The organism is Halobacteriovorax sp. YZS-3-1 (genome assembly GCF_047084945.1).
In the GTDB taxonomy this organism is placed as follows: Bacteria; Bdellovibrionota; Bacteriovoracia; order Bacteriovoracales; family Bacteriovoracaceae; genus Halobacteriovorax_A; species Halobacteriovorax_A vibrionivorans.
Window position 1 is genome coordinate 623,624 of the sequence record NZ_JBKIYI010000001.1, and the last position, 16,432, is coordinate 640,055.

Sequence of the window (16,432 nt, forward strand, 5' to 3'; positions counted from 1 at the left end):
GTGGGATTTCTTAAGGTTATATTTCTTTTTTGTGTCTTTTTATTGCCAGTAGGCGCAGAACCCTTAGATTTCCAGGAAATTATCAAGAGTAAAAAGGTCAAGTTTATTAAGCTACCTTACCGAGTAAGTAAGGATAAAGAGCGCTTATCTGAAATTTATAAGAAGTTTATCAAAGACGATTCGATTGTAAGTATCAATCATCCTATGGTTGAGAAAACAATCAAGAATAATAAGAGAATCAATTTTAATAACTTAAAAGCTAACTCTCGTTTTGAGCTATATATCTCTGTTGATCTTTTGGATTTTGATAAACTTTCAAAATTTCAATTTAATTTAAAGAAGTCACAAAGAACAACTCAGGAAAAACTCGATAAACTAAAAGAAGAATTAAGTGAGTCTCCCTTGAGGGCCTCTGTTTTCTATATGGCATCATATGGAAGTTTTACACAAAATAATCCGGCCCATGCAGATGTAACTTTTTTACAAAATTCACCCATCTCTCTAGGTTTAAGTGTTTCTTATTATCCAAAGGAGAAGCCTTATAACTTTGCGGGGAGCATTTATTATTCTTACTTAACGACTGCCTTGATTGACCAAACAGATGATGAAGTAAAAGTTGATCCAGAAATTGGAGGCAATATTTATTTTTCTTATAAATTAAAGTCACCAAAGATGTCGTGGTATACAGGGTTTGATTTTGAGAAATTTAATACCTTTAATCTTGAAAATTTACAAAAAAATGCTCTTGTTACTTTTGATACAAATCAAGTTATCTATTTAACAGTTGGTGCTTCAAGGTCTATTGATATTCTCGGCCATAAGTTTTTTACAAAATTAAGTTATTCACACTCAATTGTTTCCAGTAGAGATAATAGCTTCGCAGCTTCTGAGTATAATGAAACCTTTTCAGGTAGTAAGGTTTTATTTTATCTATTTAAAAACCTTGGAAATAGTTTCTTTGCTCATAGCTTATTTAAATACCATTGGATGAGTGGTCCTTCTGATATCACAACACTTAGACTGGGGTTAGGTTTCGGATATATCCTTTAATAATCTTTAAACTTTTTTTACTTAGTGCCGAATAGTTATTGAGGTATTTAGTATGAAAAGTAATTCGATTTTATCAAGTATTGTCATTTTATTAACTTTTCAGTCATGTTCATTTGATTCATATAATTTAGTTGAACAACTAGGAATGGAAGAGAGTAAAAGTGAAGAAGTTGTTGTTTCTGAAGATGAAATGGTTTTTGATCTTGGAGAAGTCACAGCTCAAAAGGAACACTCTATACTTAGATCTGATTCGATTTTTGAAGATGTACCAAAAACAAAACTAATAGAAAAAGAAATAAGCTTTAACGATATTAAAAGAGGCCCAGCTTCTGCAGATGAAGAAGCCTTTGACTACTATGTCGTAAAACAACATGATACGGCCATGAAGATTGCCTTTTACTTATATAAAGATATTAGAAGATGGAAGGATATTAAAAGATTAAATGGTACGACTAATTTATTTACAGGGCAAAAAATTAAAGTTCCTGTTGTTCCAGAAGTTTTAGATTATACAAGACCTGAAGGTGATCCATACTTAATTAAAAAGGATGATACATTAGGACGAATTTCGCAAAAAGTATATGATGGACGTAGTCGCTATTGGATCAATATCTGGGATAATAATAAAGAAGTTATTGATGATTATGATTTAATTTTTCCTGGCTTTACTCTATATTACAAGGATTACCAAACTGTGAGAAAAGAGTACCATGAAGTACGAAAAAAGTACGACTTCTCAAATCCGAAGAGAAGAGATATTAGCTCAATAAAGAATTAAACCTTTAAATTAAATTCAAAGCGTGTGCCATGACCTTTCTTGGAATCAACATAAATTGATCCATTAAGCTTCTCAATGGCCTCTTTAACTGCACTCATTCCTATTCCTCGTCCAGAGAACTCGGAGACACTATCTCTTGTGGAGAAGTTGGGATCAAATATTTTTGCCATCAAGTCTTGTTCACTTAGCTTTTCAACCTCATCAGATTCATACTTTTGTAAAAGCTTTTCCTTTATCGCTTCTGTATTGAGTCCAGCTCCGTCATCACTTATTAATATTTTAATTTGATCATTATTAGTTTGAATATCAATTTTAATTTCACCTTTTTCTTCTTTTCCTAGTTCTGACCTTCGATCACTTGGCTCTATACCGTGATCCATACTATTTTTGAAAACATGTACTAGAGAGTTGGAAAATTCTTGAACTTTTTCTGGTGCTATACGAAAGTCTGACTGTGGAATGATTAAGTCCTTCATCGGCTTTCCTAGGCTTTGTGATATCTTCTCAACTAATTTAGGGTATGGATTAAAAATACTTGATATCGATTTCTTATGTAGAAAGTTCTCAAGAACTTCTTTACCTTCGCTACCAAGAGAGCTTAATGATCTTGATAGATAGTCGATATCGTCTTTTTCAAAGCTTATAATATTATGATTTGAAAACTTTTCATCTAACTCGTTAATTGATTCGTTAATAAGGTCCTTTGCAGATGCGGCACGAATCTTTATGTCGTTTACGACTTGTGGATTGGACTCATTTGTTTGAATGAATTCTTCACATTCAATTGCATATTGTTGAATATCACTAAATGAGTATGTACCAAAACCACCATTTAATGTATGAAATACCATAAGGGCGCGATCACAAAAGCTGTCACTAGCAGGTGAATCAATAATTTCGTCAAGAAGACTATTTGCTTCAGATACTAGATTCTTTATGATTTCTTCATTGAGGACATACTCTGTGACATTATTAATATAAGCTTCTTTCCTCTTAATATTTTCTTCAAGTACTAATTTTTCTGTAAAGTCCGTTGCTAAAACAACAATGCCACTAAGAGTCTCATCAAGCATAAGAGGGTAGTAGTCAAAATTAATATACTTAAAGTTCTCATCTCCAAGACTACCTTGTTGGAAATTATCTGGGCCAAGTGGTGCACAGCTTTCAAAAGGCATTTTCTGTGCAAAAGTTAGCTCTAGCCACTTCTGTGTAGCTGAGTCATTTTCGGACTTAATATATTCCGCAAATCGTTTATTTTCTGGGGAATTTCCAAAAATTGATAAGCAAGAGTTTGTATATAAGTCAGAACATGTTCCATCTGGTCTTATAACAAATAAACCTTGTGAAAGAGAATTTAGCATTGCTGTAATATATGAATTCGCATCCTTTAAGTCTTTTGTTCTTTCATCAACAAGTTTTTCGAGGTCTTTACTGTAGATATCGAGTTGCTTATTTGCCTCTTCTAATTTGACGATCATTTCCTGTTTTTGATCAAGAAGAGTCTTAATCTCATGGGACATTGTATTGACACTATCCCCAAGTATCCTAAGCTCATCGTTGGTTTTTACAACAACCTTATTGTCATAATCACCATTAGAAATATCCACAGTTCTTTGAATAATCTGTAGAATTGGTGTCGTGATACTTCTTGCAAAAAATATTGTTAAAATAAGAACAATTCCAAAGAGTATAATTGCGAAGTAGATATTCTTCTTTATTAGATAATCAAGGGAGGCAAAAGCCTTACTTTTATTAATATAGGCAATTGTAGTGATTCCATTTGTTTTGTTAGTCACGATACCGGCCAAATATTTAGCCTCATTAAAACTTATCTCTTTTACCATTGCTTGATGAGAAGAGCTTGTTATCTCAGTTTTGTTAAATAAATTATCTTCTCCAAAGATAATCTTGTCTTTGTGTTTTATAACGTAGGAAAATATCTTGTCTGACTCCATTAAGGACTTAATTTCGTTAAAAGCTTGAGTCTTTAATTGGAGCTTAACTTTGTCAGGTTGACTAATTAACTTACCAAGCTCTCGATCGATTAATTCTGTACTTCTGAGAACATTCTCGAAAATATATGATTCCTTATCCTCCTCAAAAACATTGTAGGTATAGTAGAGGTTAAATGAAGTAACCAAGATTAAAATGATTAAGCCAAATGAAAGAATCTTATTTCGAAGATTAAAAAAGTGCATTTTTTATCCTATATAAAATTAATTTTGTTTCTATGTTAGACTAAATACACAAAATTATGAACAAGTTAAAATCTTCTCACTTTAATGCCTTTGAAATAATGCTTGCGGTATCAGGTAGTGTACTCGTCTTATTGGGTATTTATTTAAGTCAGAATTTATCAAAAGTGGATCAGATTTCATCAGAATTAATTATTGTTGGTGATACAACAGATGGAAGGGCCAAGAGAAAGACTGAGAGAAGTTTTTCATGGTCTGAAATTAATAATCAAGAAACGGTTTTTAATAATGATCAGATTTTTACCAGTTCAAATCAGACGCTCAATATATTACTAGAGAATAAGAGTTCTCTTGAAATAAATCCAAATAGCCTCGTTAGAGTTGTCATCAATGAATCAAAGGGACTTGATTTAAATATCGATCAAGGAACTTTGAAAGTAGATGCTAGTGAAACAAAACAAGTTCTAAGAATTAACCGTGGAAACTCTGTTGTTGAAGTTGCAAAGGGTGGGGTTGTAAAACTAGAAAAGCTTAATGAAGAGAATTACGGAGTTAAACTTCTAAAAGGAGAGGCTTCCGTTATAAACTTATTAGATGAACATAAAGCTAAGTTAGACCTAAAAGAAGGAGAGTCGACTTTAGTAAATTCTAATTCTCCTTCATTTACCCCAGAAGGAATAAGTTTAGCTGAAGGAGAGCGTCTTGTTGCTACACCTAAAATTAAGCGTGAAGAGAAAAAAACGATAGAGCTCAACGAAAAATTTGATATTGGAAAAGTTAAACAAGTCTATGTAAAAGCAGTTAATGATTCAGCACAACCTTTTGTGATTTATGTGAAGAATAAAGGGTTTAACGTAAGCTTGTTAAAGGCAAGTAAGTACTTTGTTTCAACGTCTCCTGATTTTCAAACTATTGATAGTTTTGAAATTACTGCTTCTAAAGTTAAAGCAGAGACTATTTCCATTATAAAGTCTAATGAAGTCGATATATCAAAGAATGATAGAGTAAAGCTTGATGAGAGTTTGATTTCGCAAAACATCAGTGAAGTCTATCTTAAGCCTTCAGGGCAAAGAACAAATGTTATAAAATTAAAAGTTACTGATGGTAGCTTTATTACTACACCTCTAGCTGCAGGTAAGTACCTCATTTCCACAAGTCCTGGGTTTGAGAAAGTTGATTCTTTTAAAGTCATTGGTGCAAAAGATAAAATAGATCGTAGATCTCTATTTGTTGATGATGAAATTAATTTAGCAGATACAAAGAAAGTATCTTTAAATCCTAATTTGATGACATCAGAAAAAATACCAGATGAGATTTATATACGTTCAGTCAATAATAGTGAAGCACCTTTGAAAATAAAAGTAGAAGATGGCCTTGTTAATCTATCTCAATTGGCAGTTGGAAGTTATATTGTCTCTCCATCGCCGAACTTCCAATCAATGGAAGTAATTAATGTAAATAATAATGTAGCAAATCAAAAAATTGTCACACAGGATATTGTCGATACTAAAAAATCAACAAAAGTAGAGCTTAATGATATTTCTCAAATACAGAAACCTACTCATGTGTTTGTTAAGCCTGCAAATAGTAATTTAGCTCCTATAAAGTTAAACGTAATAGAAAATAAGTTTGATATAACTACGCTTGCGTCTGGTAAGTATATAGTCGCTACTACACAAGCATTTAAGGCCATCGATAGTTTTGATATCCTTCCAAGTAACGACGATATAGGTAGTCGTGTTAAAGAGACTCAGCAGTATACTTCATTTTTAGAAACTGATGAAGTTGATTTACTCACTCAGGACAAGGTTACTTTAAAGAAAAAATCTACTCAATTAGACTCTTCACATATCTATCTTAAGTCTACAAGTCTAGGATCAGATGTATTAACTAAGATTTCAAAGTTACCTATAACAAATGGAAGTTTTGATATTAGCAGCTTAAGCTTTGGGAAATATATCGTTTCAACAAGTCCTGATTTTAGCGAATTTGATAGTCTTGATGTCGTTGCCAATAAGATGGATCCAATAGCACTTAAAAGTAAGACGATTGATTATGAGAAGCCTGTTGAAGTAAAACTTAATATACGAAAAGGTATTAAATCTAAAGTAATTGTCGAGTACCCAGATATTAAGAAAAAAACTGAGTATGTTGTTTCTGATAATGACTTTAGTTTTCCATCATTTGATCAAGAAAATATTAACGTTACAGTACTACCACTGGTCTCAGTTGGAGCCGCATCTGTTATCCCCAATATATCAACAGCAAATACTTCTCCTAATGCAAAAAGTATTTCAAGTAATTTAGCTTATGAGAAAAAGTTAAATTTGAAGCTTGAGAACCCGTATCAATTAAAAGAAATCAAATCTAAGTCACTTGAGGATAAAATTGTGACATCGATTAATATAAACCGTCCTTTGATTGCCCCAAGTCATACTGTGAAATTGGTTGAGAAGGCAAGTGGTGCACTAGTTCCACTTTCTGTCGGTAAAGATGGTGGATTTGAAAGTACAAATTTAAAAAGTGGAAAGTATAATTTAGCTGTTGTTAATGAAGAGTCAAAAGTAAGACTTTTATCCAAAGAAATTAAAATTGATGAAGCTGTTTTAATAAAGAAGAAGACCGTAAAAAATAAGCAAAATGTGATTGTTAGCTCTTTTTCTTGGGACAGTCCCGACACTTCGTCAAAGCCTTTAGAGCAATCTGAAAATAAGGAATCATATATTGTCGAAGTCTTTGATACTGCAAATTCTTTGATTATGAAAAAAGAAGTAAAACAAAATAGTATTGATTTTGAAAGTAAGGATATGAGTGACTACAAGATTAAAGTCTCTAAGATTGAAGAGGGAAAGAAGAAAGCACTTGGTGAAAAAGAATTTAAAGTAAAACCTCCAAAGAATATAAACCCTGAAGAAGTTAAGAAGTATGTCATGAAATATGATTCAAAGAATCTATGCTACCGAGTAACATTGCCTAGCTACTTAACTGCTAGTAAATACTTCGTTGAAATCTATCGTGATGTACAAATGACTAAGATCGTAAGAGAGATTTGGTCAAATAGCTCTAGTTTTTGTTGGCGAAGCAATCGAGATGGTAAATATTTTTTCCGTTATAAATATATAGACTATTGGGGAAGTGGCTCAAAATATTCGGATATATCTGAGATTATTTTTCCAATTTCTCCACTAACTGATTTCTAAGGATGTTGATTATGAGTTACGAAGATAAGAAAATTTTTGTTATTGATGATTTAAATACTTTAAGAGAGACAATTGTTTCCCACTTACGAGAGGAAGGGTTTGGTCGAATCTATCAGGCCATTGATGGTCAAGATGCTCTAAAGAAATTAGAGGAACTTTATGGACGTGATGAGAAAATTGATCTCATCTTCTCAGATATCAATATGCCAAATATGAATGGGATTGAGTTATTAAAAGAGTTGAAAAGCGATGAGCGCTTTGTCGATATCCCCGTTGTTATGCTCAGCTCTGAAAATGAGAAAGAAATCGTTATGGAAGCAGTTATGAGTGGAGCATCTAATTACATCCTTAAGCCTTTCACAAAAATGACATTAAGAAGTAAACTTGGAGAAATTGATAAGCTTCTAGCTTAAACATGGTTAACTTTTACTTAATGTTTCTAAAGATGTCTTTAGGCTAATTGAAAACATAAACAACAATTGCTAGCTTCCCCTATTATGACTTTAAGAGTTAGGGGGAGTTTCTTATGCATAAGTTAAATCTATTAATATTGGCCATTCTATTTTCATCACTCACTTTTGCTAGTGAGGGAAATGACATTAATGATAACGATACTCAAGTTATTGAAGATGATATCAAGATCGAATTCACTACGGCCTGTGTACTTCAAGGTGTCTTTCAGGAGAATCTACCTATTAGAGTTAAGCTTTCCTCATATTATCGCGAATGGAGTCGTAGAGAGATTGTTGAAAATATCTCACTAGAGGAGTGTGAGCGCATGGCCTTAGAGATTGCCAATTTAGATGATGGAATCTGGGATATTAAGCATCAAGTTACATACAAAACGGTTTCTGCTCGTATCTGGTTTAAGAACTTTAAAACTGGTGAATTTATCGAAGATGAGATTTTTCGCGTTTCACTCCATTAGTATAATTAGGTACTTATGATAAGTGATGAATTGTAAAATCTCAGAACACCCTTTGTAATCTTTCCAACGATTGATTAGCTAAATTCTATTTATGCCATAATTTATTCATATAATATTTAAATAAAGGATATAAATATGAAGAAATTATTAGTGCTACTAGTACTTATGGCCGGGGCATATTCACACGCCACTGACTTAGAAAAGCTAGGTGAAGAAATTTATCAACTTGAACAACAAAATAAATCATTAGATGAATCAATCTTTGAAAGACAAAAGATTCTCGATAAACTTTATGAAAAGAGAACTGTTCAGAGTGAAACAACAGAACTTGATTACGTCTTAAATAAGCTTCAGGACCGCCTCGATTATGGAAATAATACCCTTGAGGAAGAAGTTCGCATCATTGAAACAATGGATACTCTACTTGAGATAAGTATTGAGGAAAGACAAGAAGTTATCGATCGTTTCTTTAAAGAAAATAAAAGAAAGTAATTAGTTTGTACTCTACAAGGTTTAATCTATTAACGAGTCTAACCCTGTATAGACTTCAGAGTGTCATCTACTTTTTGCTCAATTTGGGAGTTAATGGTAAATAATCTGTTATGAAGTGCATTTTATACTCATTCCTAACGATCTCGATGTCATTATCTTCAATGGCCATCAATATTAAAAAATTTGATATTGATTACAGAGAAAAGTCGAAGAAATTCGGCGTCCATATGCTATCTGGAAAGAAAGATGGAATTCGCCTTTATCAAGGAACAATCAGTGACGTAATAGAAAGACCTGTAGAAGCTGTCTTGGAGACAGTATTGGCCTTTGATAAGCGCTGTAATAATGAGTATAAGGATAAACGCCAGATCTCTGATAAGAGTATTGATTGTCCTTATAATAGTGATTCGCTAATAGAGTCAGTCATCGTTAAAAAATTAAAAGTAGCTGATCTCGCAAAAAATGAAGTTAATCGATTCATTGTTAAAAGACGTTCATATAACCATGGAGTCTATACTTACAACGACTTAATCAGGGTCTTTCGCTATTTAGATGGCTATAAGATAACAATGGAGATGCTTGATGATACAACCTCTAAGAAGTATATCTCAACTCCTCTAAATAAGAAGAGTGTGATGAAAACCTCTGGTGGTACCTACTTTATACTTCCTGAAGGGAAGGGGAAAACACGTTATACCTATACTTTTACATGCTCTACTGATCACTGGTTACTCAATAAATCCATAACCGTCTCTAAATTTTTTAGTGATATGGCCCAGAATCTAAGATCAGAATTTAATACATTAAAAAAATGAACACCATAGAACTTTTTCAATGGCCCTTGAAACACCGCATCTAGCATGTTAGATTCCCTGAAAATATGAAAATACGCCTATTTATCAATGACGGTCACAAAGTCATTATTTCAGCTCAGTGAGAGCAATACATCCGTGGCCTGCATTCTAGGCTTGCGTTTAAGGAGTCAAAATTGAATTTTAACGAAATTCCACTTAAGGAATCGCTGCTTCGTGCACTCGAAGAGAGAGGGTTCGAAACTGCTACAGATATCCAGTCTCAAGCAATTCCACTACTAATCGAAAAGAACACTGACTTTGTTGGTCAGGCCCAAACTGGAACTGGTAAAACAGCGGCCTTTTCACTTCCGCTTCTACACTTATTAGATACTAATAGTAAGTCGATTCAAGCAATTATTCTTTCTCCAACGAGAGAGCTTGCAAATCAAATTTGTGATGAAATTAAAAAGTTATCAACACAAGACAATATTAAGACGATGTCTGTATATGGTGGGACATCAATTGATAATCAAATTAGAAACTTAAAAAAGATTAAGCCTCAGATCGTAGTTGGAACACCTGGTCGTGTTCTTGATCTTATTAGAAGACGTGTTCTAAAGCTTTCTGAAGTTAATTATGCTGTTCTTGATGAAGCAGATGAAATGCTAGATATGGGCTTCCTTGATGATGTTAAGGAAATTTTAGCACAAGCAGAAAATAAGAAAACGTGGATGTTCTCAGCAACAATGCCACCGGCAATTCTTGATCTTATTAAGAATTACCTGGATAACCCAGAAATAGTAAGAGTTAAGAAGAAGACTTTATCAAATGATAATATCACTCAGAAGTTCTATCTTGTTCGTGATCAATATATGCGTGAAGCTGTTTGTCGTCTTCTTGATGCTGTTGAAGATTACTACGGGATCATTTTCACTAAGACGAAAATTGAAGCAAGCTCTCTTTGTGATGAGCTAAACCTAAGAGGTTATCTTGCAGACTCTCTTCATGGTGACATGGATCAAAAGCATCGTGATGTGACGATGAAGAAGTTTAAAAATAAGAAAGTAAAACTTCTTGTTTGTACAGATGTTGCTGCTCGTGGAATTGATGTTGATCACTTAACTCACGTATTCAACTTTGGATTACCTCAAGATCTTGAATCTTATGTTCACAGAATTGGACGTACAGGTCGTGCTGGTCAAACAGGTTTAGCACTTTCTGTTGTTTCACCAAGTGAAATAAGAAAGATCTCAGCACTTGAGAGACTAACAAAGGCAAAGATTGAAAGAGAGAGAATCCCTTCTGTTGATACTCTTAAAGGTGCGATGGTACGTCGTAAGCTCAATCACTTTGCTGAGATTTTCGAAGAACTAGAGCAAGGTGATGAACTAGATGATAGTTTTGTTACATTTGCAGAGAACTTCGATCATCTTGAAAAAGAACAAGTTCTAAGAGCAATGTACAAGTCTCTATTTGCGGATAACTTAAAGCGCTTTGAAATGAACCCGACAATCGACCTTGAGCCAAAGGGCCGTGGCGAAAGAGCAAGTGGACCTCGTGGAGAAGTAAGAGCTGATGCTCGTGGTAATATTCGTTGTTTCGTAAATTACGGACGTGAAGACGGTGCTCAGATTAAGTCTTTCTTAGATGCAATCGCAGGTGAGCTAAATATTGATCAAAGAAGAATCCGTAATGTTCAACTTAAGGATAAATTCTCTTTTGTTGATATTCCTTTTGAAACAGGTAAGCTTCTAATTGATGGACAAGAGCAGGTTTTCATTGGAAATAAAAAGCTAAGATTTGAAGCTACTCGTGAGCGTGGTGGAGATCGTGGTGGACGCGGTGGTCGCGGCGGAGATCGTGGCGGACGCGGTGGAAATCGTGGTGGTCGTAGCGGTCGCAGTGGAAGTCGTGGCGGAAATGAAAGCTGGGGCAACAAACGCTCTTCAAACGGTGGAAGTAGAGGAAGTTCTCGTCAAAGCCGTTATTAATTAAATATGAGTAAATATGATGTCATAATTATTGGTGCGGGTGCTGCAGGTTTATTCTGTGGCATCCATGCTGCCAAAAGAGGGCGAAAGGTATTAATTCTTGAAGGTGCCAAAGGCCCTGGAAAGAAGATCTTAGTCTCTGGTGGTGGACGTTGTAATTTTACAAATCTTGATATCACACCAAATTTCTACGTTTCTCAAAATCCTCATTTTTGTAAATCTGCTTTAAGCCAGTATACGAATTGGGATTTTATTTCTTTTATCTCCGAATTGAATTTAACATATAATGAAAAAACACTTGGCCAATTATTTTGCGACCAAAAGTCACGAGGAATATTGGAAGGACTTTTGAAATCAATTCCTTCAAATTGTGAGTTAAAGGTTAGTAGTCGAGTGAATGAGGTATCTTATGAAGACTACTATAAAGTTAGTCTTACTAATGGAGATTCTTTCCAAGCAGATAGCCTAGTCGTTGCCACCGGAGGACTTTCATTTCCTGGATTAGGGGCCACTGATATTGGTTATCGTATCGCAAAGCAGTTTGGACACAAAATGGTTGAAACAACACCAGCTCTTGTTCCATTTACTTTAGAGAATGTCTTAACGAACTTAGCAGGTGTTGCTATTGAATCTGAGGTATGTGTAGGTAATAAGAAATTTCTCGAAAATATCCTATGGACACATAAGGGACTAAGTGGGCCATCGATTTTAAAGGCCTCTCTCTATTGGGAATCTAAGAGTAAAGTAAAGATTAACTTCTTACCTAAGTCTGATATTTACCAAATCCTAAAAGATAAAAATAAGAAGACACTTCTTAATGCTCTAAAAGAAGAACTGCCAATTCGCTTTGTTGAAGAGTGGTTAAAATTATTTAAGCTACCTCTTAACCGAAAATGTGCCGAGCTATCAGGTGATCAAAAAGAGCTTTTAGTTAAAGTATTTCATCATTGGGAATTTATACCTAGCGGTACAGAAGGCTATCGTAAGGCCGAAGTAACACGTGGTGGAGTCGATACAAATCAAGTAAGTTCAAAAACAATGGAGAGTCGACTTCAAAAAAATCTCTTCTTTATAGGTGAAGTTCTTGATGTAACAGGACTTCTTGGTGGATACAATTTCCAGTGGGCCTGGTCTTCTGGCTATGTAGCTGCAAAGTATGTATAATTAATGCATGCAAAATGAATTAATTGATAGAAATAGAAAGGCCGTTGTATTCACTGGTGGTGGAAGTGGGGGACATGTTGTTCCAGCACTAACTCTAATTAGTGAAATAAGAAAATCAAATATCAAAGTAGTGTATTTTGGATCTTACAAAGGGATTGAATCAAACCTGACAAGAGGCAAGGTTGATCGCTATATTGGAGTCTCTACAGGGAAGCTTAGAAGATATATAGATTTTCAAAATCTCACAGATATTTTTCGTTTAATAATAGGTCTATTTCAATCATTCATTCATCTACTTCTACTACGTTCTCGTGCTAGTACTATTGTGTCGATGGGAGGCTTTGTTAGTGTTCCCACTGTCATGGCCGGAAAAGTTCTTGGTTATAAAATAATAGTCCACGAACAAACATCACGTGTTGGTCTTGCAAATAAGATCGCATCGATTTTTGCTTATCGCGTTTTTGTAAGCTTCAAAGATTCTTTAAAGTATTTCCCCAAAGATAAGGTTCGATATTCTGGTTATCCAGTTAGAGAAGAGTTTAAAACAACTCAGCTCAATATTCGTACTTTTGAAGGCATTGAATTAAAAAATCCTGCTCTGCCAATCCTATTTGTTACTGGTGGAGGAAATGGCTCAAAATTACTTAATGATAAAATCAAAGAGAACTTAGACTCATTATGTGAAAAATTCACAGTCATTCATCAAGTTGGTAGTCAGTCTATCGATGAATTCAAGTCTCTTCGTAGTAAAACCTATATACCTTTGGCCTTCTTAGGTGATGAAATGCCAGATCTAATGAAAGCTTCTCGCTACATCATTTCGCGCTCTGGTGCTGGTACAGTTGCCGAGCTTATTGCTCTTGGAAAACCAAGTCTTTTTATTCCATTAAAAATTGCTCAAAAGAATGAACAATATCACAATGCCATGGAAGCACATCGCGTATTAGGCTCCATTGTTATTGAGGAAGATGAATTCAAGAATTGTTCAATCGAAGAAGAGCTCAAAAAGATTCCAAGCTCGAGTGTTCCACAGGATCGCGAACATGCAACTCAAATTATTTTAGATGAAGTCCTACAGTCTAAGTAGGACTCCACGAGATTTTATTGTTTTAATATATTCTGAAAACGGTTTTAGCTTGCGTCGTAAGTTTGATAGGTGAGTATCAATATTTTGGGCGTTGTTATTGCTTTCGGCCCAAACGACTTGAGAGATATGCTCTTTTGGAAAAACTTTACTTGGATTAGAAGCTAATAGCGTAATAATCTTATATTCTGTTGAAGTCAGTTTAACTTCTTTTTCATTTAGATACACTAATTGCTGGTCAAGATCGATATTAAAGCCTTGCTCTTCAAATCTAATTTCATTCTTCTTTTTACGACGGTGACGATTCTTCTTTGCTTCAACTTTATTTTTGATACGAGCAATTAACTCATTGATCGTTACAGGTTTTACAATAAAGTCCTCTGCTCCAATTTGAAGGCCCTTAACACAAGCTTCTTCTGATGGGTCACCTGTTAAGAAAATAACAGGAGTCTTCTTGGCAAGAAGTCGCGCTTTTTCGTAAAGTTCAAAACCATTTAGTTCTGGCATATGAAGGTCAAGAACCATAATGTCAGTTTTGTTAGTGTTTAGAAAAGTAAGTAGTTCGAGCGGTCTTTGAATTAACTGTAGATCAAAATCATCTTCCAAAAGATCTTGATAATTTTCTAAGTTATCAGAGTCATCGTCGACAATAGTTACATGTGGTTTCTTTAATCGGCTTAATCTAGACATAATTCAACTTCTTTAGTTTTCATCAATAACATATTGATTTTATAGGATGAAAGGGGGCGTCGTCAATAATTTGAATATATGTGCAGTGCGTTTATTGGGAGAAATTTTAAAATTCTCTATGATATTAATTACTTAAAAGGCCTCTAAAAAGGGCCTCTAGAGGCCTCTTAAGTAGTATTTTGAACTTATTTCTTTTCTTTTCTAACTACAGAACGCTTATTTGCAGCAAGTTCTTTCTTTCTGATACGAACATTTTGAGGAGTAATCTCAACCCATTCATCATTATCAATCCAGTCTAGGGCCCACTCAAGAGTTCTAGGTCTTACTGGAGGAAGAATAATATTTTCATCCTTACCTGCTGTACGAACTGATGTAAGTTGCTTACCACGACAGATATTTACGTTAGCATCGTTTTCTTTCTTGCTCTCACCAATAACCATTCCTTCGTAAACCATATCACCAGGTTCAACAAAGAACTCACCATTGTTGAGTAGGTTAAAGATTGCGTATCCAGTAACCTTACCAGCTCTATCTGAGATGATTGCACCATTTTGACGAGCAAGCATATCTCCAGCGTATGGACGGTAACCTAGAAATTCAGTAGAAAGGATTCCTTCACCACGAGTATCTGTCATGAAAGCACCACGGTAACCAATTAGACCACGTGATGGAATTTCAAATTCAATTCTTGTGCGACCTTCACCAATTGGCATCATTGAAGACATGATCCCTTTTCTGATTGAAAGCTTCTCTGTTACAACACCTGTGAAATCATCAGGAACATCAAGAACGGCAAGTTCATACGGCTCATGTTTCTCACCATCTATTTCTTGGAAAAGTACTTCTGGTCTTGAAACCATTAGTTCAAATCCTTTACGTCTAAGCTCTTCAAAAACGATAGCGATTTGAAGCTCTCCACGTCCTTTTAGCTTATATACTTTTGCATCGTCAGTTGCTTCATATTTAAGAGCAACATTTAGACGACAAGCATCTTGTAAGAATTCTTCAAGCTTTCTTGAAGTAAGGTATTCACCTTCTTGACCACTCATTGGAGATGTTGAAACGGAAACGTTAACAGCAACTGTTGGTGGTTCAACTTCAATTCTTTCTAGTGGATTTTGATCAGTTGTTGGAGTGATTGTATCTCCAATATGAACTTCTTCTATACCTGCACAGATTACAATCTCACCTGCATGAGCTTCGTTAACCTCTACTGTTTGAAGTCCTGAATAAGTTTGGATATTTGAAACTTTAAAGTTCTTTGATTTATCAGCACCAATACAAGTAAATTGTTGGTTCTTAACAATCTTTCCTTGGTGAATACGCCCTACGAATTGTTGTCCTAGGAATTTAGAATATGTAAGGTTTGATACAAGAAGTTGCAGTGGAGCTTCGATGTCTTGTTTTGGTTCTGGGAAGTAATCCGAGACCATGAAGTCTAGAACAGGAATCATATCTTCGCGAACAACTCCTGGCTCCATTGCTGCCCAACCATTTTTAGCTGATGCATAAATGAATGGAATATCAATATCAAAGTCTTCAACTTCTAATTCTGTTGCAATCTCAAGTAGTAGGTCTTCACATTCACCTCTAACTTCATCAATTCTTTGATCTGGACGGTCAACCTTATTAATAATAACCGCAACCTTAAGACCACGAGAAAGCGCTTTTCTTAGTACGAAACGAGTTTGTGGAAGAGGACCTTCTGAAGCATCAACGAGAAGAAGTACACCATCAACCATCATAAGAGATCTTTCTACTTCACCACCAAAGTCCGCGTGGCCTGGAGTATCAAGTAGGTTAATCTTTGTATCTTTATAAAAGAAAGAACAGTTTTTTGCAGTGATTGTAATCCCACGCTCTTTTTCGATTTCACCAGAGTCCATAACTCTTTCTACAATCTCAGCTCTTTCTTCAAAAGTATTGGATTGTTTTAAGATTTCATCAACCATCGTCGTTTTACCGTGGTCAACGTGCGCAACTACTGCGATATTTTTTAATTTCTCAAATTGACTCATTTTGTGCCCTTTCCTGTCTGTCTAATCTACTTTCTAATAATGAATTTA

At 34.7% G+C, this 16,432-nt stretch carries 13 protein-coding genes; 10 read left to right on the forward strand and 3 right to left on the reverse strand.

Features of this window, described 5'->3' with window-relative positions:
- The gene (locus ACMAZI_RS03035; protein ID WP_114705661.1) at window positions 1-1,050 is read left to right on the forward strand and encodes a hypothetical protein; all 1,050 of its coding nucleotides are present in this window, start codon (window positions 1-3) and stop codon (window positions 1,048-1,050) included.
- 52 nt (window positions 1,051-1,102) lie between these two features.
- On the forward strand, window positions 1,103-1,828 hold the full coding sequence (locus ACMAZI_RS03040; RefSeq protein ID WP_412473793.1) for a LysM peptidoglycan-binding domain-containing protein: 726 nt from the start codon (window positions 1,103-1,105) through the stop codon (window positions 1,826-1,828).
- On the opposite strand, the gene ACMAZI_RS03045 is transcribed toward ACMAZI_RS03040, so the two are convergent.
- Window positions 1,825-4,026 (reverse strand): ATP-binding protein, encoded by a 2,202-nt coding sequence (locus ACMAZI_RS03045; RefSeq protein WP_412473792.1) that lies wholly within the window; start codon window positions 4,024-4,026, stop codon window positions 1,825-1,827. The two genes, ACMAZI_RS03040 and ACMAZI_RS03045, sit on opposite strands and share 4 nt — an antisense overlap.
- A 56-nt stretch (window positions 4,027-4,082) precedes the next feature.
- Between ACMAZI_RS03045 and ACMAZI_RS03050 the strand changes: the two genes are divergently transcribed.
- The 8 genes from ACMAZI_RS03050 to ACMAZI_RS03085 all read left to right on the forward strand — a co-directional run bounded on the left by ACMAZI_RS03050 (window position 4,083) and on the right by ACMAZI_RS03085 (window position 13,679).
- The gene (locus ACMAZI_RS03050; protein WP_412473791.1) at window positions 4,083-7,223 is read left to right on the forward strand and encodes a FecR domain-containing protein; all 3,141 of its coding nucleotides are present in this window, start codon (window positions 4,083-4,085) and stop codon (window positions 7,221-7,223) included.
- An 11-nt stretch (window positions 7,224-7,234) separates the two neighbouring features.
- Window positions 7,235-7,636 carry a response regulator gene (locus ACMAZI_RS03055; RefSeq protein WP_158536756.1) on the forward strand — a complete coding sequence of 134 codons (402 nt, stop codon included), beginning with the start codon at window positions 7,235-7,237 and terminating at the stop codon, window positions 7,634-7,636.
- Window positions 7,637-7,749: 113 nt separating this feature from the next.
- Window positions 7,750-8,151 carry a hypothetical protein gene (locus ACMAZI_RS03060; protein WP_334677984.1) on the forward strand — a complete coding sequence of 134 codons (402 nt, stop codon included), beginning with the start codon at window positions 7,750-7,752 and terminating at the stop codon, window positions 8,149-8,151.
- A gap of 135 nt (window positions 8,152-8,286) precedes the next feature.
- Window positions 8,287-8,643, forward strand: coding sequence for a hypothetical protein (locus tag ACMAZI_RS03065; protein WP_120405421.1), 357 nt, complete (start codon window positions 8,287-8,289; stop codon window positions 8,641-8,643).
- A gap of 110 nt (window positions 8,644-8,753) precedes the next feature.
- Window positions 8,754-9,458, forward strand: a complete 705-nt coding sequence (locus ACMAZI_RS03070; RefSeq protein ID WP_120405420.1) for a hypothetical protein — start codon at window positions 8,754-8,756, stop codon at window positions 9,456-9,458.
- Between the two features lie 173 nt (window positions 9,459-9,631).
- Window positions 9,632-11,428, forward strand: coding sequence for a DEAD/DEAH box helicase (locus ACMAZI_RS03075; RefSeq protein WP_412473790.1), 1,797 nt, complete (start codon window positions 9,632-9,634; stop codon window positions 11,426-11,428).
- A gap of 6 nt (window positions 11,429-11,434) precedes the next feature.
- Complete coding sequence (locus tag ACMAZI_RS03080) at window positions 11,435-12,592, forward strand: NAD(P)/FAD-dependent oxidoreductase (protein WP_412473789.1); 1,158 nt, start codon at window positions 11,435-11,437, stop codon at window positions 12,590-12,592.
- A 7-nt stretch (window positions 12,593-12,599) separates the two neighbouring features.
- Window positions 12,600-13,679 (forward strand): UDP-N-acetylglucosamine--N-acetylmuramyl-(pentapeptide) pyrophosphoryl-undecaprenol N-acetylglucosamine transferase, encoded by a 1,080-nt coding sequence (locus ACMAZI_RS03085; protein ID WP_412473788.1) that lies wholly within the window; start codon window positions 12,600-12,602, stop codon window positions 13,677-13,679.
- Here ACMAZI_RS03085 and ACMAZI_RS03090 read toward each other — a convergent pair.
- Both ACMAZI_RS03090 and typA read right to left on the reverse strand, forming a co-directional pair.
- Window positions 13,665-14,366 carry a response regulator transcription factor gene (locus tag ACMAZI_RS03090; RefSeq protein ID WP_120405416.1) on the reverse strand — a complete coding sequence of 234 codons (702 nt, stop codon included), beginning with the start codon at window positions 14,364-14,366 and terminating at the stop codon, window positions 13,665-13,667. The genes ACMAZI_RS03085 and ACMAZI_RS03090 overlap by 15 nt on opposite strands.
- A gap of 185 nt (window positions 14,367-14,551) precedes the next feature.
- Entirely contained in the window at window positions 14,552-16,384 is a 1,833-nt protein-coding gene (typA, locus tag ACMAZI_RS03095; protein ID WP_114705649.1) for a translational GTPase TypA, read from the reverse strand.
- Window positions 16,385-16,432 lie beyond the last annotated feature (48 nt).

Bases quoted from the DNA above. Each gene is read 5' to 3' on its own strand.
- ACMAZI_RS03080 (WP_412473789.1), top strand. From the start codon at position 11,435: ATGAGTAAATATGATGTCATAATTATTGGTGCGGGTGCTGCAGGTTTA.
- ACMAZI_RS03085 (WP_412473788.1), top strand. From the start codon at position 12,600: ATGCAAAATGAATTAATTGATAGAAATAGAAAGGCCGTTGTATTCACT.
- typA (WP_114705649.1), bottom strand. From the start codon at position 16,384: ATGAGTCAATTTGAGAAATTAAAAAATATCGCAGTAGTTGCGCACGTT.
- ACMAZI_RS03055 (WP_158536756.1), top strand. From the start codon at position 7,235: ATGAGTTACGAAGATAAGAAAATTTTTGTTATTGATGATTTAAATACT.
- ACMAZI_RS03065 (WP_120405421.1), top strand. From the start codon at position 8,287: ATGAAGAAATTATTAGTGCTACTAGTACTTATGGCCGGGGCATATTCA.
- ACMAZI_RS03060 (WP_334677984.1), top strand. From the start codon at position 7,750: ATGCATAAGTTAAATCTATTAATATTGGCCATTCTATTTTCATCACTC.
- ACMAZI_RS03070 (WP_120405420.1), top strand. From the start codon at position 8,754: ATGAAGTGCATTTTATACTCATTCCTAACGATCTCGATGTCATTATCT.
- ACMAZI_RS03090 (WP_120405416.1), bottom strand. From the start codon at position 14,366: ATGTCTAGATTAAGCCGATTAAAGAAACCACATGTAACTATTGTCGAC.
- ACMAZI_RS03050 (WP_412473791.1), top strand. From the start codon at position 4,083: ATGAACAAGTTAAAATCTTCTCACTTTAATGCCTTTGAAATAATGCTT.
- ACMAZI_RS03045 (WP_412473792.1), bottom strand. From the start codon at position 4,026: ATGCACTTTTTTAATCTTCGAAATAAGATTCTTTCATTTGGCTTAATC.
- ACMAZI_RS03040 (WP_412473793.1), top strand. From the start codon at position 1,103: ATGAAAAGTAATTCGATTTTATCAAGTATTGTCATTTTATTAACTTTT.